Here is a 23,925-nt window from a genome sequence, read left to right on the forward strand (position 1 = left end):
TTCGCTCGCCAAGCCGACCGTGGAGTGGCCTCATGATCAAGTACATCGCGCTGTACCGGAGACCGACCGACGGCGGTTTCGATGATCGCTACTTCGCCGAGCACCTTCCGCTGGTGGCCAGGACTCCCGGCCTGCTGCGGACCGAGGTCGCGAGGATCGACCGGGTGCACCTGGCAGGGTTCCTCGGCGACGTCGAGCCCTACCTGATCGCCGAGATGTTCTTCGCCTCCGTCGACGAGATGCGGGCCGCCTTACGGTCGCCGGAATGGCGTCGCGCAGGCGAGAACCTCGCCGAGATCGGTGGCATCGAGCTTGTGACGATGTTCTCCGCCGAGGTCCTCACCGAGCCTGCTCGCGAATCCTGACCCGTCGCGCCGTCGACCGGCTTCCGCGCACGGCTCCCTGATCAACCGCCGCCGGCGGCGGTCGCGGTCCGGCGCCCGGTGTGGTCGAGGACGTGGCCGCAGGTCGGGCGGCACGGCCGAGAATCGGCAGCAGCGGGCTGTTCTGCCGCACCGCGCGCCGATCCGTACGCTCCGATTCCGTGCTTCTCGTGTTGGAGTTCCTCGGCGTCGCGGCCTTCGCCGTGTCGGGGGCCTTGGCGGCGGTGCGAGCCAGACTCGACCTGTTCGGCGTCGTGGTGCTGGGCATGGTGACGGCACTCGGCGGCGGTGTCATCCGAGACCTGATGCTGGACGTGCATCCGCCCACGACGCTCCAGGACTGGCGCTACCTGCTCGTCTCCGGCGCCGCCGGGCTGCTGGCATTCCAGTTCCACCCGCAGCTCGCCCGGCTGCGACGCGCGGTACTGCTGGCCGATGCGGTCGGACTCGGACTGTTCGTCACCTCGGGCACGGCGACCGCGCTCGCACTGGGCGCTCCGGTCTACACCTCCTGCCTGATCGGCCTCATCACCGGGATCGGCGGCGGAATCCTGCGTGATCTGCTGCTTCGCGAGGTTCCGCTGGTGCTGCGCCGGGAGATCTACGCGGTGGCCGCACTGGTCGGCACCGTCGTCGTGGGGGCGGGTGAGATGCTCGGCCTGCCTGCCGGGCCGGTCGCCCTGATCGGCTCGACGCTGGTGGTCGGGCTTCGGGTCCTCGCGCTCTGGCGACGGTGGAACGCCCCGTTGCCGAAGGACCCCACGCACTGACGGTGTCTGCACCACCGACCGTGCCTGACCTCGCAGGTCTGCTGTCGGACCGTGCCCGTCGTTGATCCGCCCGCAGCGGTCGACACGGATCGTCGGCGCGTTCTCAGGTCGCTCTCAGGGCGAGAGGTGACACTGGCGACATGCGCATCCTCGTGGTCGACGACGACCGTGCCGTACGCGAGTCGCTGCGACGGTCTCTGCAGTTCAACGGTTATCAGGTCGAGCTTGCCGCTGACGGCCGACAGGCCTTGGACGCCGTGACCGGGGAGCGACCCGACGCGATGGTCCTCGACGTGATGATGCCGCGTCTCGACGGCCTCGAAGTCTGCCGACGACTCCGAGGGACCGGCGACGACCTGCCGATCCTGGTGCTGACGGCCCGCGACGCGGTGTCGGATCGCGTGGCGGGTCTCGACGCGGGGGCCGACGACTACCTGCCCAAGCCCTTCGCCTTGGAGGAACTGCTGGCTCGGCTGCGGGCCCTGCTGCGCCGGGCCACGCCGGACCCCGACGACGGACAGGGCGACCTGCCGCCGCCGTTGTGCTTCGCGGATCTGTCGCTCGACGTCAGCACGCGAGAGGTGCGGCGGGGCGAGCGATCGATCAGTCTGACCCGGACCGAGTTCTCCCTCCTCGAACTGCTGCTGGCCCACCCGAGACAGGTGCTGACTCGCAGCCGCATCCTGGAAGAGGTGTGGGGATACGACTTTCCGACCTCGGGGAACGCGCTGGAGGTCTACATCGGGTACCTGCGGCGCAAGACCGAGGGAGCGGGGGAGTCCCGGCTGATCCATACGGTTCGCGGCGTCGGCTATGTGCTCCGGGAGACGGCTCCGTGACGGTCGGATTCGCCGACGAGGAGCACAACCGATCGCCCAGCAGACTGGAGAGCTGGCGACAGCGAGTCGCGCTGCGGACCAGGGTCACCCTGCTCGCCGCGATCTGTGTCGGCGGCGCGGTGGCGCTGACCTCGCTCGGCGCCTACGTGACGGTGTACAACAGCCTCTACGACCAGCTCGACGCGAGCCTGTTCGAGCGGGCTACCCAGGCGGTGGAGGGTCCTCGCGTCGCGAACGCCCGGCTCGAGTCCGCACCCGCCGCGTTGTTCGCCGCCGCGGATGTGCGGATCGCCCAGGTCTACGAGAGTGGCGACGTCGTCTTCGGCGGGGACAAGGAGCCGCCGGTCGGGCCGAACGAGCTGGCGGTCGCCCAGGGCAAGCTGTCGCACTCGCTGCGTACCGACGTCGCCTCCGACTGCCGAGTGATCACGCTGCCCATCCAGCCGGGTGCGAGCCTGGTGGTGGCGCAGCCCTTGGACGACATCAAGGCCACTCTCAGCAGGTTGACTCTCGTGCTCGCGGTGGCGGGCGGGCTCGGGGTCGGTGTCGCCGCGGCTGCGGGCACGGCGGTGGCCAGGACCGCGCTGCGTCCCGTAAGCAGGCTGACCGCCGCGACCGAGCGGATCGCCCGCACCGGCGACCTGCGGCCGATCACCGTCTCCGGGGACGACGAACTCGCCCGGTTGACGACCAGCTTCAACTCGATGCTCGGCGTGCTCACCGAGTCGCAGGAACGGCAGCGCAGGCTGGTGGCCGATGCAGGCCACGAATTGCGGACTCCGCTGACGTCCCTGCGCACCAACATCGAGCTCCTGCTGGCCTCGAACCGTCCGAACGCGCCGGAACTCGCCGAGCAGGATCGCGAGGAGATCTACGACGACGTGCGTGCCCAGATCAACGAGCTGTCGACCCTGGTGGGCGACCTGGTCGAGCTGGCGAGGGAGGACGCCCCGCAGATCGTGCACGAACCGGTCGACCTGGTCGAGGTGATCGAACGGGCGGTCGACCGGGCGCGGCGCCGTGCGCCGGACATCGAGTTCGAGGTCTCGCTGACCCCCTGGCTGCTGCTCGGGGACGCGAACGCGCTGGAACGGGCGGTGCTGAACCTGCTGGACAACGCGGCGAAATGGAGTCCGACGGACGGGGTGGTGCGGGTGACGCTCGCCGAGGAGATGGTCGGCGGGGTCGCGCTGGCCGTCGCCGACGAGGGGCCGGGCATCGCGGAGGCCGACCTGCCGCACGTGTTCGAGAGGTTCTATCGTTCCTCCGAGGCCCGGACTCTGCCCGGTTCCGGCCTCGGGCTGGCGATCGTCAAGCAGGCCGCCGAGCGACACGGCGGCAGCGCATCGGTGGGGACGGCGCCGCATGGTGGTGCCCTCTTCACGCTTCGGCTGCCCGGCCGCGCCGGTTGACCGGGCAGGATGACAGCCTCCTACGATCCGTCCAGGGGTCAGCAAGTGCTTTCACGGAGGTGACCAGGTGCGCCGGACCAGTGCCCGCATGGCGGACGGTCGGGAGATCATCTACTTCGACGAGGATGACGCCGCACCGACGCGGACCGCCGTCGACGCGCGTGAGCTGCCCGCGCGAGATCCGCGCCCCGAAATGAGGTGCGACCCGTTCACCGGCGAGTGGGTGGGGATCGCCGCCCATCGCCAGTCCAGGACGTACAAGCCGCCCGCAGACGCCTGCCCGTTGTGCCCGAGCGCGCCCGGCAGGCCCGCCTCGGAGATCCCCGAGTCCGACTACGACGTCGTCGTGTTCGAGAACCGGTTCCCGTCGTTCGCCCAAGACCTGCCGGAGACGTCGTCGGTGGTGCTCCAACGTGACGGCGAGCCGCTGGTCACCTCGTTCCCTGCCACCGGCCGCTGCGAGGTGGTGTGTTTCACCTCCGACCACACGACCTCCTTCGGGCAGCTCCCGGCCAGTCGCGTGCGGACCGTCGTCGACGCCTGGGCGGATCGGACCGCCGCCTTGAGCGAGATGCCCGGCGTCGAACAGGTCTACTGCTTCGAGAACCGCGGCGAGGAGATCGGCGTCACGCTGCATCATCCGCACGGCCAGATCTACGGATACCCCTTCGTCACGCCCAGGACGGCGCGCCACCTGGAGATGGCCGGGCCCTATCTCATCGAGCACGGCAGACATCTGGTCGGCGACATCCTGGCCGCCGAACGGGCCGCCGGGACTCGGGTGATCCACTCCGGCGAGCACTGGACCGCCTTCGTCCCGCCTGCGGCCCGGTGGCCGGTGGAGGTCCAGCTCATCCCGCATCGGCCGGTGCCGGACCTGCCCGCACTCTCCGCCGACGAACGCGACGAGTTCGCCGAGGTCTATCTCGACGTCCTGGGCAGGCTGGATCGGCTCTACGACCGGCCGCTGCCCTACATCGCGGGCTGGCATCAGGCACCCGTGCGCACCGATCGGGAGTTCTCCTGGTTGCGAATGGAGCTGTTCTCGATTCTTCGGGGCCCGGACCGGCTGAAGTATCTGGCAGGCTCCGAATCCGGCATGGGCGTCTGGATCGGGGACGCGACGCCGGAACAGACGGCACAGCGACTGCGCGACTTGGGCTGAGCGTAGTCGGCGTGGTCGGCGTGGTCGGCGGACGGAACGGCGTTCGACGGCCACGTCGATTCGACGCCACGACGACGTCCGGCCGTGGTCTGGGGCGACCGATCGATTGTCGCCGCAGGTGACGACGGCGTTCATTCACCTTCGTACGGGTGACGCCCGATCAGGGCAGTGCGGCGGCTGGTTTTTCACGAGCGTGCGAACAGTGGGAAAACCAAAGGATGATCTCAGGCCGTTCTCAGCCTTTCGGTGCACAGTGGGCTCATGAGCGAGCACACCTCGAATGGTCCGGGCAGCGAGCCGGAGCCGACCGCCGGGGGCCAGGACCATCTCGGGTCGAATGCCGCCGGTGCCGACACCCCCGCGCACGGAGTCCCGATTCATCGTGAGCCCGGCGTCAGCGCGGACACCGGTCCCGAGGCAGGCGCCCCGCAGGGGCAGGCGGCCTCCGCAGCCGAGGAGCGCGACGGCGGGAGCAGTCCCGCAGGCACCCCCGCGAGCGGCACCTCGACGGGCTCGTCCCCGCTTGATCAGCAGGCTCAGCCTGGCGGCGTCCGCGACCACGGCGGACCGCCTCAGCCTGGTCAGTCCTCGGCGTACGGCGCGGTAGCCGCCGCCGCGTCACACCAGAACCAGCCGAGCCCCGAGCGCGGCGGTGCGGGCGGCTTCGGGAGCACGGGCGGCCTCGGCAGCACCGGCGGCTTCGGTAGTACCGGTGGCGGCCTCGGGAACACCGGCGGGCTCGGTGCGCCGCCGTTCGGTGCCCAGGTCTCCGGCGGCACTGCCGGCCCGCAGCAGCCGGGCGGCCCGGATCAGCCTTCGGCGCCCGGCGGCGGTCAGCCCCCCGGCGCAGGCGGACCGGCCGGCGTTCCCGGCGGGTACCCCGGTTACGGCCAGCACTATTCACACTCCTATCGCGATCAGCCCGCCGGGCGGCGGCCGAAGGGACGAGGCAGCGTCGTTGCAGGGGTCGTCGCGCTGTCATTGCTGGTCGGCGGGGTCGCGGGCGGCGTCGGCGGCCTCGTCGGATACCAGCTCGCCGACGGCGGCACCTCGGTCAACTCCCTCGACCAGGAGCCGCCGCCCGCCAGGAACGCCTCCGACGCCCCGGAGGGCTCGGTTCAGGAGGTGGCGGACAAGGTGCTGCCCAGCGTCGTCCAACTCCAGGTCCAGAGCCAGCAGGGCGCCAGCGAGGGTTCCGGGATCATCCTCAGCGACGACGGCTTGATCATGACTAACAACCACGTCATCGCCCCTGCGGCGGGCGGCGGCGAGATCGTGATCGCCTTCGAGGACGGCACCACCGCGCCTGCCCAGATCGAAGGACGCGATCCGACCTCGGACCTCGCCGTCGTGCGTGCTGAGGGAGTCTCCGGCCTGACCCCGGCGGAACTCGGCCGCTCCGACGATCTGGCGGTCGGGGAGCAGGCGGTGGCGATCGGATCGCCCTTCGGTCTGGTGGGCACCGTCACCTCGGGCATCATCTCCGCGCTCGACCGGCCGGTGGCCGCAGGCGGCGAGTCGCCGTCCGACGTGGCGACGGTCCTCGACGCCGTGCAGACCGATGCGGCCATCAACCCGGGCAACTCCGGCGGACCGCTGGTCGACATGCAGGGCCGGGTCATCGGCGTCAACTCGGTGATCTACAGCCCCCGGGGAGAGGGACAGCAGCAGGCGGGCTCGGTGGGCCTCGGCTTCGCCATCCCCATCGACCAGGCACGGCGCATCGCCGAGGAGATCATCGACACCGGACAGGCGACGCAGGCGGTCCTCGGCGTGACGGTCACCGATCCCCGGCAGGGCTCGGGAGCCGAGATCGCCGAGGTGTCGCCGGACGGTGCCGCGGCCGAGAGCGGACTCTCGGCGGGCGAGATCATCACCAGGGTCGACGATCGACTCATTCAGGGCCGCGACGCACTCGTGGCGGCCGTGCGCTCCCAGGACCCGGGCCAACAGGTGACACTCACCGTGCTCGACTCCGGGGGCGGAGAACGCAGCGTGGACGTCACATTGGGCAGCCAGACGGTTGGTGAGTGAGCGAATGAAGACAAGTGATGTGGGAACCGGCGACACTGCCTCGACGGGCATGACGGTGACGGTCAGCGGCCAGTCGTTAGTCGCCGCGGGTGACATTAACGGCGGCCTTGCGCAGATGTCCGATCTGCTGTCGAACGTGCCCACTACGGTGATCGGTATGGAACGCAGCGCGCAGCGTCTCGGCCGTGCCCTCGTCGTGGTCGTGGACGACCGGGTCACCCAGGGGGAGTACGAGGACGTCACCGGCCCGTTGGTCACCGAGCTTCTGGAGGAGACCGGCTTCATCGTCGACGGCAGTGTCGTCGTACCTGGTGAGCTGGTGGACATCCGCAACGCGCTGAACACGGCGGTGATCGGCGGGGTCGACCTGGTGATCACGGTCGGCGGCACGGGAGTGTCTCCGCGAGACGTCACGCCCGATGCGACGGCTGGCGTACTCGACCGGCCGGTCCCGGGGATCGCGGAGGCGCTGCGTGCCTCCGGCCTGGCGGCAGGCGCGGTCGACGCAGGCATCTCCCGCGGCCTCGTCGGTGTCTCGGGCAGCACGCTCGTGGTCAACATCGCGGGCTCGCGATCCGCCGTACGCGACGGAATGGCCACGCTCAGCCCGCTGGTGACCCATGTCATCGAGGAGCTGTCCAGTCTGGAGACGCCCTGATCAGTCGAGTCGGTTCACACCGGGCTCCGGCCCCGCCGCAGTGGTGGGTACGGAGCCCGGAGTGCGTCCGGGGCCGGTTCGTTGCGTTCTCCTGCTGTGGGGCACGGCTTCGGCAGACGGCCGCCCGCCGAGGCGATGTGACACCACTCACGGATCCCGCCGGAGAGTCGGCGGCTTCGAAGGTCGGCGGCCCAGGGCCGGTGTCGTCGGCGTCGCCGAGGTGACCTCTCAGTCGTCCTTCTTCGTGCTGCCGTCCGGGTCGAGCACCTTCTCGACCTTCTCGCTGACGGACTCGATCTTCTCGGTGTACTTGCCGCCGGTGACGTCGTCGGCCTTGTCCGCCACCACGCTCACACCCTTGGCCGCGGCGTCGCCTGCCTTCTCCGCGACGCTGCCCGCCTTCTCCCGAGCCTGTGCAGCGAGTTCCTTGGCCTTGTCCAGGAAGTTGCTCATGGCGCCTCTCTCTCGTCTCCGGTGTTACCGGGTCTCGGCATCATTATCGATGTCGTGGCCGTTCTCCTCCGCCGGTTGACGAGACCGGCCGGGAACGGCGAAGCGCCTTGCCGGGGACGCCGACTCCGCCAGACTCTCCCGAGCGGGCAGGCCCGGCTGCGGCGGCGGCCCCGACGACGTCAAGGCTGTCCGGTGCTGAGACTCGACCCGGCACGTGCCGCCGCAGACGCAGGTGGCTTGAGCCGCGTCCCACACCGTCAGACGCCCGCCTGACGGCCGTCCCCACGGCGGATTGCCGCCTGTGCGGGCTGCACCGCTCCAGGCAGACGCCTGGCGACTCCGGTATCGCAGGACCGACGTTCCCTTTGCGTGGAACACCAGGCCTGGCTCACGCCCGGCCGGGCAGGCGCACCCTGCAGTCGTGCCCGTCGCCGTCGCCGTCCCCCACCGCCCCACTCGGCCCCCCGCCGCGACCGGGTCATACTTGAGCCATGGAGACTCCGCAGAACGGGAAGGCCGCCCCGACGCCGGACCGCGCGGCCTACTCGGCTCGGCGGATGCAGGAGGTGTTCGGGGACGTCCTGCCCGCCACGACGGCGGACGAGCGGGACGAGCGGGACGGTCGCCCAGGCCACGGCGACGACTGGTACCGGGACAACCGACCGCCCCACCACGGCTGAGCCGAGGCGCTGCTGGTCAGCTCTCCACCCGCTCCGCCTGTTCCTGACGCTGTTGTGCTCGCAGGAGATCCCGGATCTCGGTGAGCAGTTCGACGTCGGTCGGCTCGGCGGGCCCGGGCTCCTCGCCACGCTTGCGCCGCTGCTGAAGCTTGTTCATCGGCAGCACGAAGATGAAGTAGACGACGGCCGCCACGATCAGGAAGTTCAGCGTGGCCGTGAGCACGGCGCCGAAGTCGATGCTCAGGGCCGAGCCGTCCGGGCGGGTGCCGATCCTGATCCCGAGGTTGCCGGTGTCGGCCGGGCCGATGATGTCGACGATCGGCTGGATCAGGTTCGTCGTGAAAGCGGTGACGATCGAGGTGAACGCGGCGCCGATCACGACGGCGACCGCGAGGTCGATCACATTGCCACGCATCAGGAAGTCTTTGAAGCCCTTGAACATCTGGTCGCTCCTCTGGCAGGGACTCGTTCGCTGGGTACGGCGGCCTGTGGTGAGGCGTCGCCGTATCAGTGCCGCCGAGAACGGTAGTCAATCGATCCGGGACGCTTAACTCCGCCCAGCGATGAACAATCAACGCAGTGTGATCGTCAAGTCTTGAAGTACGGAGGCGGCGGCCACGACCGTGGCGACGTCACCGGGTAAGGCGACGATGACCAGCCTGCCGTCATCCCCTGGTTCGCCCGGTGGACGCACCGCGATGACCACGGCGTTCTCCGCCAGCACCGTCCCGGCGCCGAGATCCGGATCGACGCCGACCACGTCCACCCGACGACCGGGATGCAGGAGATCGGCCAGCCCGCCGTCCGCAAGGCGAACGCCCACGGCAGAAGCGGTGTGATCGCCCGCCGCGAGGGTGGTCACCTGCCTGCCCACCAGCCGGACATCGGTGATCGCCTCGCCGCGTCGCGCACCGCCCGCGAGGACCCGGCCGACGATGTCGTCGCTGCCGGTCAGCAGCCCGTCCGGAGCCTGGTCGTCCGGTATCCGGCCCTCGACGACGTCCTCGCCTCGGAGGGCGGTGCCGGGAGCCAGGTCGCGGACTGCGAACAACGCCGGGACGGTGTGCTCGTCGGCCGAGTCCGCCGAGCGGATGGTCAGCGCGGCGGCGAGCAGCACGAGGGCGGCGGCGAGCACCCGTCGAAGAAGCATCATCCGTGCCCATCGAGCACTGGGAACGAGGCGCGACAGCCGATCACGAAGCCCCGGACCCAGCCGTTCCTTCGTCGCCATGACGCCTCCCGTGACTCACCGTTCTGACGTCGGCGACGTTAGGCGGCCTGATCACGCGGAGCGAGCGAGTATGCACGGGCCTGTGGATAACTCGAGCGATGTGGACAACTCCGAGGCGACCGCAGGCGAGAGACCGGCGGATGCGCGGGCTCGCAGCCGGCGGGCGGCCGCCGTCCAGCACCCCAACCGGGTGGACCCTGCGGGCAGACCTCGCTTCTCGATAACCCGACCGAACAGACCGTGCCGAGTCGTTGAACAGGAAGAACGCGTCTCGCCGCCTGCCGCGGCGGGTCGGACTGATGCCACCTGCGCACGGGCATGGCGCCGGTCGCGCTGATGCTCGTCCGTGGCGCAGGAGCAGCCACCGGCAGCGACCGGCGGGCGTCTACCGCCGAGCCGGCCGGCGGCGTGGCGAGGCTCCTCGTCGGCAGGATCAGATCGACGCTGCTTCGGTGGTCGTCAGCTCTGCCGGGCTGTGGCGGGCGGGCAGCACGGTGCTCGGCCCGTCGGGTCGGGCGACCGCGCCGACCCTCGCCTCATGGTCCGAGGGGCGCGGCAGCCTGCCGTGTCAGGTGATGGTGCCGAGATGGAGACGACGGCTGCCCGGCTCAGCTGGACGCGGCAGCCTTGGCGGCGCCGTTCGAGCCCGCCGCGCCGCCTGCGGAGCCGGAACCGCTCGCACCGCCGGACGAGGAACCGGATGAGGAACCGGACGAGGAGCCGCTGCTCTCGCTGCTCTTCGGCGTGGCGGTCTCGGACTTCTTCTCCGAACCGCCGGACTCCGCCTTGACGGTCGAGGTGGAGCCGTCGCCGGTGCCGCTGCGGCTGTCGGTGCGGTAGAAGCCGCTGCCCTTGAAGACGATGCCCACCGAGGAGAAGAGCTTGCGCAGTCGGCCCTGGCACTCCGGACAGTCGGTCAGCGATGACTCGCTGAAGCGCTGCACCGCCTCGAAGCGGTGGTCGCAGGCGGTGCACGCATACTGATAGGTGGGCACAGCGTTTCCTCCGGACATCTGCCGGCACTCGTGGAGTGGGAGTGCCAGATTAATAATGCGCCTTTCCTCGGGGACTATGCAAACCTCGGGCGCCTTCGGCCTGCCGTGGAAAGGCGTCGCAACCCGCCGCCGGGGGTCAGCACCGACGTCATCAGCACGTCGTGCGGCTCGGCGGGCAGCAGCGCGTCGACATGTTCCTCGTCACGAATCACCGCGGCGACCGTCGCCGTCGCTCGCACGCCGGGCAGGGACCGGTCGTAGTAGCCGCCGCCCCGCCCCAGCCGCACACCTGTCTGATCGACTGCCAGGGCGGGCACCAGGAGCAACGAGGCCCAGACGACCGCCGCGGTGCCCAATGGAGAGCCTGCGGGCTCCTGGAGTCCGAACGGCCCCGTCCTGAGTCCGTTCCGCCCGGTGAACTCGGCCCAGTCCAGTGCCCCGGCGCCCGCCACGATCGGCAGCAGCACGCGGACGCCTGCCCGCCGGAGCGAATCCAGACCGTCGATCGAACCCGGCTCGGTGCGTACCGGGAGATAGGCGCAGACCGTCTCCCCCGCCAGGCCGTCGGCGAGTTCACCCAGGACGGCGGCGAGCGCCTCGGCCTCGGCGGCACGCGTCGCCGCCGAGACCGCCCGTCGCGCCGCGACCAGCGTGTCGCGCCACTCGTCCTTGGTACGGGTCGTGGGCGCCACGGCCTGGTCCGTGAACGGATGTCCCGACTCCCGGTTCGCGCTCATGCCTCGACCCTAGAGGCCGCCGGGCGTGTCCAGCCCCGGCTCCACCGCGAACCCCCACGATGTCGACCGTCTCGGCCGTCCCGCCGCGGCGATCAGGGCATTCATGGTGGATGGGGGCAGGACGGCGGAGCACCGGCGGGCCCTTTCGGGTGAGTCGGAGCTGCCGACTCGTCGCTTCCTGTGTATCGGCGATCATGATTCCGTCATCGGCGACCAGGGGTGCCGCTAGGCTCCCTCCATGAGCCCGACGACTGCCTTCCGCACAGCCATCGTGCCCGCCGCAGGCCTGGGAACACGCTTCCTCCCCGCCACGAAGTCGGTGCCGAAGGAACTGCTGCCCGTGGTCGACACGCCCGCCATCGAACTCGTCGCGGCCGAGGCCGCCGAGGCAGGCGCCGAGCGGTTGATCATCGTGACCTCGCCGGAGAAGTCCTCGGTCGCCGGGCACTTCCAGCCCCGCCCTGACCTGGAGAAGACGCTCGCCGATCGGGGCAAGACGGAGCTGTTGGAGAAGGTGCGGCGCGCACCGAGCCTGTTGAAGGCCGAGGTCGCGATTCAGGAGCAGGCGTTGGGCCTCGGCCATGCGGTCGCGTGTGCCCGGCCCAATCTCACCGAGTCGGACGACGCCGTCGCCGTGCTGCTGCCGGACGACCTGGTGCTGCCAACCGGGGCGTTGAGCGCGATGGCGAAGGTGCGGGAGCAGTTCGGCGGCAGCGTGCTGTGCGCCTTCGACATCCCCCGCGAGCAGATCTCGGCATACGGGGTGTTCGACGTCGACCCGACTGACATCGAGGACGTCCTGCGGGTCAAGGGCATGGTCGAGAAGCCTGCGCCGGAGGCCGCGCCGTCGACCTTCGCCGCCGCAGGCCGGTACCTGCTGGACCGGGCCGTCTTCGACGCGCTGGATCGCATCACCCCGGGTGCGGGCGGTGAACTGCAGCTCACGGATGCCGTCGCGCTGCTGATCGAGGAGGGCCATCCGGTGCACGTCGTCGTCCACCGGGGCGGCCGCCACGACCTGGGGAACCCTGGGGGCTTTCTGCGTGCCGCAGTGGACTTCGCCCTAGAGAACCCCGAGTATGGCCCCGAGCTGCGGGAATGGTTGAGTCAGAGGTTGTCCGACGCCGCGCGGTGATCGCGCCGGGGCGGCGGGACTCCTAGACACCGAGGGCAGTGCCCTCGCGCACAACGGTGAGGTCCGATAACGATGAGGTCGGTAGACGAGCAGTTGGCCAGGGTGCTCGCCGCTGCCGTGCGGCCCTCCCCGGTCAGGGTGGCCATCTCGGAGGCACAGGGGCTGCTCTGCGCCGAGGACGTGGTGGCCGAACGCGCTCTGCCCGGGTTCGATCAGGCGGCCGTGGACGGCTACGCCGCGCGCAGCGTGGACGTGCAGCAGGCCGCAGAGGAGCCGATCACCATGCCGGTGGTCGGCGAGATCGTCGCGGGCTCGCGGCAGCCGCGAAGACTTCAACCCGGCCAGCTGGTGCGGGTGAACACCGGCGCTCCGCTGCCGACGCTGGCCGACGCGGTGGTGCCCCTGGACTACACCGACGAGCATCCCGCGAAGGTCACCGTGAACCGTTCGGTGCCCTCGGCCGCGTTCGTGCGGCGCGAGGGCGAGGACGTGCAGACGGGGGACGTCGCGGTGCGTCGAGGCGCGGTGATCGGGGCGGCACAGGTGGGCCTGCTCGCCGCCGTCGGCCGGAACAAGGTCCTGGTGCATCCTCGGCCCCGAGTGTCGATCATCTCGGTGGGGGAGGAACTGGTCGACATCGATCGGCCCCCCGGCGGGGGACAGGTCTACGACGTCAACACCTACGCGCTGGCCGCCGCCGCCAGGGACGCAGGCGCCGAGGTGACCAGGGTGGGCATCGTCAGTGCCGAGACCAGACGACTGCACGAGGTCGTCGAGGGCAGGCTGCTGCTCTCCGAGGTGGTGGTCATCGTCGGCGGCGTCGGCGGCACGGTGGGCAAGGACGTCCGGGCCACCCTCGCGGAACTGGGCGACATCGACATGACCCGCGTCGCCGTCCACCCCGGGTCCACGCAGGGCTTCGGCCGACTCGGTCCCGACCGGGTGCCGACCTTCCTACTGCCCGGCAACCCGGTGAGCGCACTGGTCGTCTTCGAGGTGCTGGTCAGACCGTTGATCCGGGCCGCGCTGGGCAAGAGCAACCCGTACCGCCGCGTGATCAACGCCGAACTGCTGTCGCCGGTCTCCTCGACCAAGGGACGTCGTGGATATCTGCGCGGCCAGCTTCTGCGCGACCGGGGCAGCGAGCAGTATCTGGTGCAACCGGTCGGGGCGGGCGGGTCTCACCTGCTGGCATCGCTGGCGGAGGCGAACTGCCTCATCGTCGTCGACGAAGACGTGACAGAGCTCACCGCAGGCGAAGAGGTCCAGGTCAGCTTCCTGGCTCAGCGGGCCTGATCGCGCCTGCGCGGAAGCAGGTCGTCTCCGTACTCGACCGCCGCTCGCCGGGAGTCTTGGACCTTGCGGGGACTGCTCACCCACGCCCCGACGTCGCCGTGCGGCGGGCTGTGCTGACGTGCCGTCTCGGCTGCCGAGGCGATACCGGCGTTCGGGTGAAAGGGCGGTGTCTCACGACGGTGAGCGGCCCTTACCTGCCCGCGATCGACATACTGGGGCGGTGCAGGGCGACGGACATCCTGGCTGGCCTGCCCGGTTGGGCGGCCTGACGGTCCCGGCGGGGACGGTGACGTTACGGAGTCCCCGATTGTGGGACGGACCGGACTGGAGCCGAATCCGACTCGCGGAACGCGACCATCTCCAGGCCTGGGAACCGTCCTCGCCGGAGGGCTGGGAACAACGCAACGCCCTGTTCTCCTGGCCCGGCCAGTGGGCGGGGATGCGTCGGCTGGCCCGGCACGGAACGGCTCTTCCGTTCGTCATCCTGGTCGACGGGGTCTTCGCCGGGCAGGTCACGGTGGGCAACATCGTTCGAGGAGCGCTCTGCTCTGGATGGATCGGGTACTGGGTGAGCCGACGCCTGACCCGAGGCGGCGTCGCCAGCGCCGCCGTGGCGTTGGCCGTCGACCACTGCTTCGGCGCCGCCGGTCTGCATCGGCTGGAGGCCACCGTGCGTCCGGACAACGAGGCGAGCCTGCGGGTGCTGGAGAAGACCGGCTTCCGACGAGAGGGGCTCTTCCGGCGCTATCTCTACGTCGCCGAGATGTGGCGTGATCACGTGTGTCTGGCCATCACGGCGGAGGACGTCGCCGACGGAGCGGCGACCGCCTTGGTGCGTGCAGGCCGGGCCGACTGGGAGTGATCGTCGACATCGCCAGAGATCGGGTCCGATCACCGGCACGGATGATGTGTCGTTAATCTCAGTCGACAGGCAGGGTCGAGCAGCGTCGCCGAGCGCGGACCTCGCGCGGATCAGGTGGGTCGGCCCGCCTGCCGCGTGCCGTCCGAGCAGCACGGAGAGTGGGTGTTGGACGGCCGTGCCAGTAACCCGAATGGGCGATCATCGCCACATTCCATAACGGGCTGCGAGTCGGCGCGCCTCCGACATGGGTGTGACAGCTGTGGCTAGCGTGACGAGGGAATACGTGTGTCGTTCGTGGGTGGGGGGAGGTGACGGATCATGCCGAGTTCGCTGATCTTCGCAGCGTTGGCGCTGGCCTGGCTCGTCGTGCTCGTGCCGATGATCGCTCGGCGGCGTCAGGAGGTGGTCCGGACCGCCGACTCCGCACTGGAGGCCAGAGTCCTTCGTCGAGGAAAGAACGCGTCGGCGGCGGGTCGTCAAGAGGCCGCAGGCCGTCAGGATGCGTCGACCGGGGGCCGTCAGGACGGCCTTGCGGCGAGCCGCCGGGGCGCATCGGGGCGTTCACAGGTCGTCGACGATCCGGAGGAGGACCCTGACATGGCCGATCCCGACGCGCACTCCGGGAGGGAGTTCGACGGGGAGCGCGACGACGAGTTCGGGGACGAGTTCGACGACTACGACGACGAGAGCGGCGACGACGAGGACTGGCGTGCGCTGCACGGCGACGACGTCCGCGCAGGCAGGCGCTACCGGCCGGGGCGGGGCGGGTTCGATCCGGAGGCGGCGGCGCGACTGGCAAGGGCGAAGTACGCATTCCGCCAGCGGATCGTCCTGCTCCTGCTGCTCGCCGCGATCACGACCGCGGTTCTCGCGGGCTTCCTGTCGGCGTGGATCTGGTGGGCGCATGCCGCCGTCGACCTGACCTTCATCGGCTACCTCAGCTACCTGCGCAGGCAGGTACGCATCGAGGAGGAGGTGCGCAGGCGTCGCACCGCGCGGGTCGCCGAGGCACAGCGCCGGGAGCACCTCCTGCACGGCCAGGTGCGATCGGTCGGCGACGTCGGCCCGGTCGGTGAGGACGGCCTGCCGACCAGGTCGGGCGGGATGATCGCGCAGGGTGCCTCCGAGCTGTCCCGTCGTCCCTCCCTCGAAGGCACCTACGCCCTCGAGCTGGACGACGACGACCCTGCCTTCGACGACCTGGACTCGCCGCTGCCGACGACCTTCCGTCGCGCCGTGGGTGAATGAGCGCTGTTGTGACACGTGGTGTTCAGGGGGGTGCGAACAGGCCGTGTCGCCCCTGCTATGCTTTCTGAGCACCACGAACAAGGGGCTGTAGCGCAGTTGGTAGCGCGTCTCGTTCGCATCGAGAAGGTCCGGGGTTCGATTCCCCGCAGCTCCACCCTAGAGGTCTGGCTAGAACAAGTGCCTGAATGAGGGCCGCAGAGTAGGACCGCGACGCTTGACCGCGAGCATGGGCCACCCGCATTGCGGGTGGCCTTTTCGTTTGCGGGCTGTGGGTTGGTCCGTGTGGTCTGCTGGCTTGGATGGTGTGCAGCTCCCCGGAGGTTGGGTCACGTCGTCATGGGACGACGCGGAACGGCGCGGGCCTCGGCGGCGGATGTGCCTGCTGACGCCCGAAGGGCCGCTGAAGCTCGGCGGGTCGTTGCGCGGTCTGCTCCGGCGCCGCGTTGGGTGCCGAGGGCGGCGCAATGAAAGCCGCGTTGTCGGTGCGGTTCGCGGCGGCGGTGGTGGGCGAGGAACGCTATCGCGAGCAGTGGGAAGCGGATGTTGTCGGGCGCGCGAACCTGGCAGGTCGTCCTTGAGTGTGGCGTTCGGTGCTGTGCGCGCTATAGCCGTTGTGTCGGCGTTGCTGGTCCTGGTCGGGGTTGCACTGCTGTTCGCATAAGCAAATGGCTCCGTGTCGTTTCGGCAGGTCCGGGCTTAGCCTCGGGCGGTGGCGAACGAATTGACTATTCCGCTCCTGCCCTGTCCATCCATCGACGAGATCGCGTCGTTCTACGAGATGCTCGGCTTCGAGATCACCTATCGGCAGACTCGGCCGAACCCGCACATCGCGGTGCGACGGGAAGACATCAATCTGCACTTCTTCGGGATGGACGACTACGACCCGGCGCAGTCGTACAGCACGTGCGTGGTCATCGTCGCGGACACCAGCGAGCTGTTCGAGGCCTTCGCGGCGGGGATGCGGTCCGTGCACGGAAAACTGCTCGTCTCCGGCATCCCGCGCATGACCCGACCTCGGCTGCGCAACGACCGGTACACCGGGTTCACGGTCGTCGATCCGGGCGGCAACTGGATCCGGATCCACAAGGCCGCCACGGAACCCGAGGCGCAGACCAAGCTCGCCAAAGCCATGGAGAACGCCGCGAGGCAGGCGGATGCGCGCGGCGACGAACGCCAGGGGCTGAAGATCCTGGAAGGCGCGTTGAAGCGGGCGACCGGCGACGAACCGGAGTTTCAGGAGGTGCGGGAGTACCGCGACGAGCTCCTCGAGCGGATCAAGGGGTCTGAGCCGCGTCCAGGCGCTTGAGCGCGGTCCTGACCACCTCGGGGTCGTAGGTCGGCCAGCCAGAACGGGGGAGTGAGGTGCGCAATTTCCCACAGCCGTACGGTGCCGTCACCGGCGGTGGCGAGAGTCTGTCCGTCAGGACTGAACGCCACCCCAGCCAGGCCGTTGGGAGGGCCTTGGATGGTGAGGTGAGGGAGTTCTTCGGCGGCGGCGTACAGGGCACCTATGGCTTCGTGGGTAGGGGAGGTGTCGTTGGCTTGGAGGGCTGCCCCACGCCCCGCCTTGAGCAGACCACCATCACCATCACCATCACCATCCGCAGCCGGGACCGACTCGAACGTGATCGCCCCGCCACCGTCGAGCGGAATCCGAGCAAACCCGTCCATCTACGCCCCCTCGATACCCGCCAGAAAACACCGAGAGTTATCACCGGGTGACCTCCACGGCAATCACCCGGTTGCCGCACCGCGGCACCACGGCACGGGCACCGCGGCAACGTCCCGACCACGCCGCACCCCGGAATCCGCGGCCACAGGGGACCTGCTCCTGCCTTCGGCCGGTTGCGGTTCGCCACCGTCCCAGCCCGTCCACAGTGGATGGATACGTGGCCGGACGCTGGGACGAAACCGGAGGATCCCCCACTCGTTACGGCGGTGCCTGGGCAGGCGCACGATTCCATCCGGAGCTGCTGGGAGGCCCACGAGGCTCGGCTGAGCACAGCCGGGACCGGCAAAGTGCGGACCGGCCGGAGCGCGCAGGCTATCGGCGATGCCGTCGTCGAAGAACTGGTGCTTTGCGGTGTGGATTGAGCGTCGATCCATCGCGACCAGCCGCTACCCCCCCCCGGTTCTTACCATGAGAATGGCAGGCCGTGGGATCTCGTGATCATGGGCGAGGAGGCGCCCGTCGCCGCAGTCGAAGTCACGACCGATACCGGGCCGTCACGCAACACCTGGTCGCCGCGCGGCGGCACTTCTCGCGGACAGCGGTCACTCCAGCCGGGCCGTCACGAAGCAGCACGGCCTCACCCCGACCGCCTCCGCCGCCCTCCAGCCATGGGCCGTCGGGACCAGGCGTGGGCTGCGAGTCAGAGGACTATGTCGGCCAAGCGGCTGATCTCGTCGAGGTCGTCGGTTCCGGGGCCCAGGATCAGTTCGTCGGCGCCCAGGGCCTCGAACTGCTTGACGGCGTCGCGCAGTGATTCCGCATCGGTGTGCACGTTGCCGACGACGATGTCCTGGAATTCGCCGGTAGCGGCGTAGTAATCGGCGATGTTGGCCCGACCTCGGTCGGGATCGCCTAGCGCGAAGTAGTTGAGGCCGACCAGCCGGGGCTGGCCCGGCCGCCCGGCGGCCTGCCACGCGGCACGGGCGGCGTCGAAAGCGCCGGACGCCAGGGCCGCAGGCACCGATCCGGCTATGTAACCGTCCGACGACTCGGCCATCCGGCGGTAGGCGGCCGGGGTAGCGGCGCCGAACAGCAGCGGCACCTGCCGTCCGCCGGCCGGAACCGCCGGGTTCGGGCTTCCCGGAACGGGTTCACCGGCCCATATCGACCGGTAGGTTGCCAGGTCGCGGTCCATCCGGGCGCCCCGGTCCCGGGGTCCGTGCCCTGGCACGACGAAATCGTCCTCGCGGATGCCCACCCCGATGCCGAGGGTGAGCCTGCCGCCGGAGACCCCGTCGATCGACGCTGCTTCCTTGGCCAGCAGCGTCCCCGGCCAGGTGGTCGCCAGCAGCACCTGACTGAGCAGCCCGATCGTGCTGGTGGCCCCGGCGGCTGCGGCCAGCGCGACGGTGTCCATCACGCTCGGATAGGCGACCCGGCCGGTGGTACCCAGGGTGGCGAAACCCGCTTCCTCTGCTCGGCGGGCCCAGGCGGGAATCACCGGGGCGTGGACGTCGCGGACCTGGTTGGGTAATCCGATGCCGATGCGCATCGAGGCGCTCCTTAGCTGGTACGGGTGCCGACCTAGTTCGGGCCGTGGACCGGCTCGCCCCGTGATCCTGGCCAGGCGCCCATACACCGAGGTTGCAACCGTCAGACAGCGCGCGCCGGGGAGGTCAGGACGGCGACGGCGTCGTGGAGTGTCGGCGGCTGTGCGGGAGGGGCGCCTTCGTACCAGCCGTGCGGAGTGATCGACTGGAGGTAGGTGCCTGCCGGCCGGATGCCGCTGTGTGCCTGGTGAAAATGGACGACGTTGCGGAGCAGCGCGGCGCCGGCCGCATCGCCTGCCGCGTCCAGGGCCAGGGCGCCGTTGTGCAGCACGGCCAGCTGGTTGCTCAGATCGCCCTCGTTGAGGAAGCGCCGCAGCGAGGTCCGCAGCAGGGGCAGCGCTTCGCCGTCCCCCGCGTCGACCATGGTCTGGGCCAGCATCAGCTCGCTGAGCGCGGCCGTCCAGACCAGCCCGGAGGCGTCGGCGAGCCGCACGGCGGCCCGCAGCCGGTGGCGGCCGTCGGCGATCCGGTCGGCCATGACGAGGGCAGCGCCCCACGTCATCGCGGTGGCCGCGATCAGCCAGGTGGTCTGCGTCTCGGTGGCGATGGCGTGCGCCTCGGCCGACGCGGTCAGCGCGATCGCCGGGTCGCCTCCCGGCAGCTGGACCAGAGCCTGGTAGTAGCGGACCTCGGCGAGCAGGCTGCGATGCTCCGGTTCCGAGTCCACCGCCAGGAACGCCTCGGACAGCATGCGCCGTGCCGTGGTGACGTCGCCGGTGAAATAGAACAGGCCTGCCGACGAGGCCTTGGCCCGCACGACGTCGCCGAGCGGGGCGTCCGGCGCGGCGGCCAGGGCTGCGGTCAGCATCCGGTTGCCCTCGGTGAGCAGGCCGCTGCGGATCCAGAACCACATGAGCCGCGCGGCCGTCCGCAATGCCTCGACCGGGGCATGCGTCAGGTCGTGCGCGAGCCCCGCACGCAGGTTCGGCAACTCCAGACGCAGCGCGGCCATCGTGGCCGCGGATCGCACGCCCTGCAGATCGCCTGCGGCCCGGGCGACCAGTTCGCGGACCCAGACGGCATGGGCGGCCCGGGTCGCCGTCGGATCTCCGTCCACGGCCCGGCAGTACGCCCGGATCGTCTCCAGCATCCGGTAGCGCGCCGTGCTGCCGCCGGTCTCGGCGGTGACCACGGACTCATCGACCAGCGTGACCAGCGCGCTGAGTCCGGCAGCGGCGGAGGCCGCGGCCTCCAAGGGAAAGCCACCCTCGTACGGCCAGAGCTGCACCGCGAGGTCACGCTCGTCGCCGGAGAGAAGATCGAAGCTCCAGGCGATGGCCTCCTGCAACGTCGCGTGCGGGGTCATCGTGCCGAGCGGAATCCGGCCCAGCACGGTGAAACGGTCGTCCAGCTGCTCGATCAGCCCCCGTACGCCGAAGGTCCGCACTCGCGCCGCCGCCAGTTCCAGGGCCAGCGGCAGCCGGTCCAGCGCATCGGCGAGGCGGTGCAGATCCCGGCCGTCGGCGTCCTGCTCGAACCAGCCGGGCCTGCCCGCGCGGATGCGATCGGTCAGCAGCGTCACGGCGTCGTCGGCGGCCAGCGGCCCGAGCGGCAGGATGTGCTCGCCGTCGACGCCGAGTGGGCTGCGGCTGGTGGCCACCACCCGCAACGTGGGAATCCGGTCGAGCAGGTCGACGACGAGCCGGGCCACCTCGCCGGTGAGGTGCTCGCAGTTGTCGAGCACCAAGGGTGTCCCGTGCAGGCGCAGCCGCTTGACCAGTGCCTCGTACGGGTCCTCGGCCAACCCGGTGACGCCGACCGCTGCGGCGACCGCCGAGACCAGGGGGGCGGGGTCGGCCACATCGGCGAGCCGGACGACGGCGTCGGGCCCGGCCCATTTCACGGCCAGGCGGGTCTTGCCCGACCCGGCGGGCCCGACGACGGTGACGAGCCGATGCATGCCGACGAGACGGTCCAGCAGGGCCAGCTCGGCGTCGCGGCCGATGAACGACGACAGCGGCCGATCACCGGGCGTCACAGCCGCGACGCCGGTGGCCGCCAGGGCCGGGTCCTGCGACAGGATGCGGCTTTCGAGCTGCCGCAACTCCGGTCCGGGGTCGACACCCAGTTCCTCGGCCAGCAGGGTCCGGACCCGGCGCACCGCGTTCAGCGCGTCGGCCTGGCGTCCCGAACGGTAGAGCGCCAGCGCCAGCAACTGCCAACGGCGTTCGCGGTACGGCGCGGTGTGCACCAGCAGTTCGAGCATGGCCACCGCACCGGCGTGGTCGCCGGTGGCCAGTAGCGCCGAGGCGCCCTCCTCCTGGGCGCTGTCGCGCTGTTCCAGCAGGGCGGCACGGATCGCAATCGTCGACTCGTCGTCGGCCAGATCCTCATACGGGGTCCCGCGCCACAACCGCAGCGCCGCGTCGAAGGCCTCGTGCGCATCGGCGGGGCGGTCGCCTGCCACCAACGCACGGGCGCGGACGAGGTGGCCGCGAAACCGTTCGACGTCGGTGTCGGCGGCAAGGAGCCGATAGCCGCCTGCGGAGCGCTGCAACGCCGTGCCCGGCAGCACCCGACGCAGCCGGGAGACGTACACCTGCAGGGCGCCTGCGGGATTGCGTGGCCTTCGGTCACCCCACAGTCCTTCGACCAGGCGGTTCTCCGAGACCGGCCGCCCTTCCTCGGCGATCAGGATCGCCAGAAGCCTGCGGGGCAGCCTGCCCCCGACGTCGACCGGATGATCGTTCGCACGGACCTCGAGCGGACCCAGCACCGCGAACGTCAGCACTCCACAAGGTAAGCCTATGCCGCCGGCCGCGCCAAATGACGCGGCGGCCGCGCCGTATCCGTGTTGTAGGCGGTGTGAAAGGCACGGCCGCGAAGCTGCTCCCATGCACAACGAGAAGATGGCCGACAGCCGCGACATGATCGGCGCGCACGACGCCATGCGGCGGCAGTTCGGTGCCATGCCCGTGTTGATCGCAGGCGTGCAGGCGGGTGACGCGGAGGGCACCGCCGTCGTTGCAGGCCACGTCCTGATGATGGTCGACTTCCTGCACGCCCATCACACCAGCGAGGACGACCATGTGTGGCCCCGGCTGCGGGAGCGTTGCCCCGACGACGTCGCGCCCCTCATCGAGACGATGGACCGGCAGCACGCCTTCATCGACGACGAGCTGAAAGCGCTCGCCGCAGGCGGCAGGCGTTGGCGGGCCTCCGCCGACGCCGGCGACCGGGATGCCGTCGCCGCCGTCGCGGAGCGGCTGTTGCCCCCGCTGTACGAGCATCTGGCGTTGGAGGAGCAGCGGATCCTGCCGCTCATCGATCGCCACCTGACCGAACGCGAGTGGAAGGCGACCGTCGAGGCGTCCTTCGGCAAGGTGACCTTCGTGCGGCGTCTGCTGATGCTGGGCATGGCCCTGCACGGGGCGAGCGAGGAGCAGGCCCGGCTTCTGCGTGCCGCCGTCCCCGCCGTCGTCTGGCATGCCGGTCGCCCGCTCGGGACCCGGCTCTATCGCAACCACCGTGAGCGCCTGGCCGCCGCGAGCCGGGGGTCAGATCGCTGATCCTCGACCACTCGCTCACCCGTGAGCTGCGGCTGTGATCACCACGTTGTCGGGTGCCGATCCTCGCCTTGGGCGGTGTCCAGGGCAACCACGCCGTCCTTCGCGACATCCTGCCCGCCAAGGGGACCGACGTACGCGTGATCGAGGTCGCCGACCGCGGCCACCACGTCCCAGAGGAGCAGCCGCAGACGATGATCGACGAGATTCGCAGCGTTCCTCGGCTGAACTCTCGGGTCGGGGCTCCGCCATTCCGCTACGGCACGAGATGCCCCGCCGCGCGGAAGAGCTCATACCACTCGGCGCGGGTGAGCGGGATGTCCGAGCCCCGGGCGGCGCCCGCGACCCGCTCCGGGTTGGTCGTGCCGAGCACGACCTGCATCTGGGCCGGATGCCGGGTGATCCAGGCGGTCGCGATCGCGATGGGTGGCACGTCGTACTGCTTGGCCAGACGATCGATGACGGCGTTGAGCTCCGGGTACTCGGGCGAGCCGAGGAAGACCCCGGTGAAGAAGCCCGCCTGGAACGGCGACCACGCCTGGACCGTGATGTCGTGCATCCGGCAGTAGTCGACGATGCCGCCGCCGTCGAGCGTGACCGACTGCTGCTCCGCGAGCATGTTCGCCGCGACGCCCTGGGCGATGAGCGGCGCGTGCGTGATGGACAGCTGGAGCTGGTTGGCGACGATCGGCTGCCGCACGTGCTTGCGCAGCAGGTCGATCTGGCGCGGAGTGTGGTTCGAGACGCCGAAGGCACGTACCTTGCCTGCGGACTCCAGCTCGTCGAAGGCACGTGCGACCTCGGCAGGCTCGACTAACGCGTCCGGCCGGTGCAGCAGCAGGATGTCGATGCGGTCGGTGCGCAGCGCGGCGAGGGAGCCCTCGACCGACTTGACGATGTGGTCGTAGGAGAAGTCGAAGTACGGCCCCTCCCGGACGATGCCGGTCTTGGTCTGGATGGTGACGGCGTCGCGCTGCGAGGGCGTCAGGGCCATGGCCTCCGCGAAGCGGCGCTCGCAGCCGTGCTGCTCGTGGCCGTAGACGTCGGCGTGGTCGACGAAGTCGATGCCCGTGTCACGCGCGGTGCGCATGAGCTCGCGCACCTCGTCGTCGGTCTTGTCGGCGATGCGCATGAGGCCGAGCACGATGTTCGGCGCGACGATGTCGGTTCCCGGCAGGGTGAAGGTCTTCACAGGTGTCCTCTCAGCGGCCCGCCACGGGCCGCGCTGGGGCGCTGGAC

At 70.2% G+C, this 23,925-nt stretch carries 24 protein-coding genes and 1 tRNA gene; 16 read left to right on the forward strand and 9 right to left on the reverse strand.

What is annotated here, in order from left to right:
* The first annotated feature begins 32 nt into the window (after positions 1–32).
* From UA74_RS03200 to UA74_RS03230, 7 genes are all read left to right on the forward strand, one after another.
* Positions 33–365 (forward strand): EthD family reductase, encoded by a 333-nt coding sequence (locus tag UA74_RS03200; RefSeq protein ID WP_075763777.1) that lies wholly within the window; start codon positions 33–35, stop codon positions 363–365.
* A gap of 179 nt (positions 366–544) precedes the next feature.
* Positions 545–1,153, forward strand: a complete 609-nt coding sequence (locus UA74_RS03205; RefSeq protein WP_075765924.1) for a trimeric intracellular cation channel family protein — start codon at positions 545–547, stop codon at positions 1,151–1,153.
* A gap of 140 nt (positions 1,154–1,293) precedes the next feature.
* Positions 1,294–1,992: a response regulator transcription factor gene (locus UA74_RS03210; RefSeq protein ID WP_075738767.1), complete on the forward strand. Its 699-nt coding sequence runs from the start codon at positions 1,294–1,296 to the stop codon at positions 1,990–1,992.
* Positions 1,989–3,404, forward strand: coding sequence for a sensor histidine kinase (locus tag UA74_RS03215; RefSeq protein ID WP_083682885.1), 1,416 nt, complete (start codon positions 1,989–1,991; stop codon positions 3,402–3,404). The genes UA74_RS03210 and UA74_RS03215 overlap by 4 nt, the downstream gene beginning before the upstream one ends.
* A 67-nt stretch (positions 3,405–3,471) precedes the next feature.
* Positions 3,472–4,569, forward strand: coding sequence for a galactose-1-phosphate uridylyltransferase (gene galT, locus UA74_RS03220; protein ID WP_075738769.1), 1,098 nt, complete (start codon positions 3,472–3,474; stop codon positions 4,567–4,569).
* 261 nt (positions 4,570–4,830) lie between these two features.
* Positions 4,831–6,603, forward strand: a complete 1,773-nt coding sequence (locus tag UA74_RS03225; RefSeq protein WP_083682886.1) for a S1C family serine protease — start codon at positions 4,831–4,833, stop codon at positions 6,601–6,603.
* Positions 6,604–6,760: 157 nt separating this feature from the next.
* Positions 6,761–7,261, forward strand: coding sequence for a MogA/MoaB family molybdenum cofactor biosynthesis protein (locus tag UA74_RS03230; protein WP_075743355.1), 501 nt, complete (start codon positions 6,761–6,763; stop codon positions 7,259–7,261).
* Positions 7,262–7,489: 228 nt separating this feature from the next.
* Here UA74_RS03230 and UA74_RS03235 read toward each other — a convergent pair whose 3' ends face one another.
* Positions 7,490–7,714 (reverse strand): antitoxin, encoded by a 225-nt coding sequence (locus UA74_RS03235; protein WP_075738771.1) that lies wholly within the window; start codon positions 7,712–7,714, stop codon positions 7,490–7,492.
* Between the two features lie 491 nt (positions 7,715–8,205).
* Between UA74_RS03235 and UA74_RS03240 the strand changes: the two genes are divergently transcribed.
* Positions 8,206–8,394 carry a hypothetical protein gene (locus UA74_RS03240; protein WP_075738773.1) on the forward strand — a complete coding sequence of 63 codons (189 nt, stop codon included), beginning with the start codon at positions 8,206–8,208 and terminating at the stop codon, positions 8,392–8,394.
* 16 nt (positions 8,395–8,410) lie between these two features.
* Here the strand turns inward: UA74_RS03240 and mscL are convergent, their stop codons facing one another.
* The 4 genes from mscL to UA74_RS03260 form a co-directional block, all read right to left on the reverse strand.
* Positions 8,411–8,836, reverse strand: coding sequence for a large-conductance mechanosensitive channel protein MscL (gene mscL, locus UA74_RS03245; RefSeq protein WP_075738775.1), 426 nt, complete (start codon positions 8,834–8,836; stop codon positions 8,411–8,413).
* Between the two features lie 129 nt (positions 8,837–8,965).
* Positions 8,966–9,625, reverse strand: coding sequence for an SAF domain-containing protein (locus tag UA74_RS03250; protein WP_075738777.1), 660 nt, complete (start codon positions 9,623–9,625; stop codon positions 8,966–8,968).
* A 608-nt stretch (positions 9,626–10,233) separates the two neighbouring features.
* Positions 10,234–10,620 carry an FmdB family zinc ribbon protein gene (locus tag UA74_RS03255; protein WP_075738779.1) on the reverse strand — a complete coding sequence of 129 codons (387 nt, stop codon included), beginning with the start codon at positions 10,618–10,620 and terminating at the stop codon, positions 10,234–10,236.
* 74 nt (positions 10,621–10,694) lie between these two features.
* The gene (locus UA74_RS03260; RefSeq protein WP_075738781.1) at positions 10,695–11,357 is read right to left on the reverse strand and encodes a 5-formyltetrahydrofolate cyclo-ligase; all 663 of its coding nucleotides are present in this window, start codon (positions 11,355–11,357) and stop codon (positions 10,695–10,697) included.
* Between the two features lie 238 nt (positions 11,358–11,595).
* Between UA74_RS03260 and UA74_RS03270 the strand changes: the two genes are divergently transcribed.
* From UA74_RS03270 to UA74_RS03295, 6 genes are all read left to right on the forward strand, one after another.
* The gene (locus UA74_RS03270) at positions 11,596–12,492 is read left to right on the forward strand and encodes a UTP--glucose-1-phosphate uridylyltransferase (RefSeq protein ID WP_075738785.1); all 897 of its coding nucleotides are present in this window, start codon (positions 11,596–11,598) and stop codon (positions 12,490–12,492) included.
* 72 nt (positions 12,493–12,564) lie between these two features.
* Entirely contained in the window at positions 12,565–13,788 is a 1,224-nt protein-coding gene (gene glp / locus UA74_RS03275) for a molybdotransferase-like divisome protein Glp (protein ID WP_075738787.1), read from the forward strand.
* 220 nt (positions 13,789–14,008) lie between these two features.
* Complete coding sequence (locus tag UA74_RS03280; protein ID WP_075763779.1) at positions 14,009–14,650, forward strand: GNAT family N-acetyltransferase; 642 nt, start codon at positions 14,009–14,011, stop codon at positions 14,648–14,650.
* Positions 14,651–14,968: 318 nt separating this feature from the next.
* Positions 14,969–15,898, forward strand: coding sequence for a divisome protein SepX/GlpR (gene sepX, locus UA74_RS03285; RefSeq protein WP_075738791.1), 930 nt, complete (start codon positions 14,969–14,971; stop codon positions 15,896–15,898).
* Positions 15,899–15,979: 81 nt separating this feature from the next.
* A tRNA-Ala gene (locus tag UA74_RS03290) sits at positions 15,980–16,052 on the forward strand.
* 555 nt (positions 16,053–16,607) lie between these two features.
* Entirely contained in the window at positions 16,608–17,204 is a 597-nt protein-coding gene (locus tag UA74_RS03295) for a VOC family protein (RefSeq protein ID WP_075738793.1), read from the forward strand.
* Here the strand turns inward: UA74_RS03295 and UA74_RS34225 are convergent.
* Positions 17,132–17,335 carry a WD40 repeat domain-containing protein gene (locus tag UA74_RS34225; RefSeq protein WP_404799982.1) on the reverse strand — a complete coding sequence of 68 codons (204 nt, stop codon included), beginning with the start codon at positions 17,333–17,335 and terminating at the stop codon, positions 17,132–17,134. The genes UA74_RS03295 and UA74_RS34225 overlap by 73 nt on opposite strands.
* Positions 17,336–17,371: 36 nt before the next feature.
* Here UA74_RS34225 and UA74_RS33270 point away from each other — a divergent pair, with 36 nt between their 5' ends.
* Positions 17,372–17,620 carry a hypothetical protein gene (locus tag UA74_RS33270; protein WP_232237611.1) on the forward strand — a complete coding sequence of 83 codons (249 nt, stop codon included), beginning with the start codon at positions 17,372–17,374 and terminating at the stop codon, positions 17,618–17,620.
* A 650-nt stretch (positions 17,621–18,270) separates the two neighbouring features.
* Here UA74_RS33270 and UA74_RS03305 read toward each other — a convergent pair.
* Positions 18,271–19,122: an LLM class flavin-dependent oxidoreductase gene (locus tag UA74_RS03305; RefSeq protein WP_075738796.1), complete on the reverse strand. Its 852-nt coding sequence runs from the start codon at positions 19,120–19,122 to the stop codon at positions 18,271–18,273.
* A gap of 101 nt (positions 19,123–19,223) precedes the next feature.
* Positions 19,224–21,911, reverse strand: coding sequence for an AfsR/SARP family transcriptional regulator (locus tag UA74_RS03310; protein WP_198042908.1), 2,688 nt, complete (start codon positions 21,909–21,911; stop codon positions 19,224–19,226).
* 103 nt (positions 21,912–22,014) lie between these two features.
* On the opposite strand from UA74_RS03310, the gene UA74_RS03315 reads away from it, so the two are divergent.
* Positions 22,015–22,689 (forward strand): hemerythrin domain-containing protein, encoded by a 675-nt coding sequence (locus tag UA74_RS03315; protein ID WP_075738798.1) that lies wholly within the window; start codon positions 22,015–22,017, stop codon positions 22,687–22,689.
* A 253-nt stretch (positions 22,690–22,942) separates the two neighbouring features.
* Here UA74_RS03315 and UA74_RS03320 read toward each other — a convergent pair whose 3' ends face one another.
* Positions 22,943–23,878, reverse strand: a complete 936-nt coding sequence (locus UA74_RS03320) for an aldo/keto reductase (RefSeq protein WP_075738800.1) — start codon at positions 23,876–23,878, stop codon at positions 22,943–22,945.
* Positions 23,879–23,925: the final 47 nt, after the last annotated feature.

Source organism: Actinoalloteichus fjordicus (genome assembly GCF_001941625.1).
Lineage (GTDB): Bacteria > Actinomycetota > Actinomycetes > Mycobacteriales > Pseudonocardiaceae > Actinoalloteichus_A > Actinoalloteichus_A fjordicus.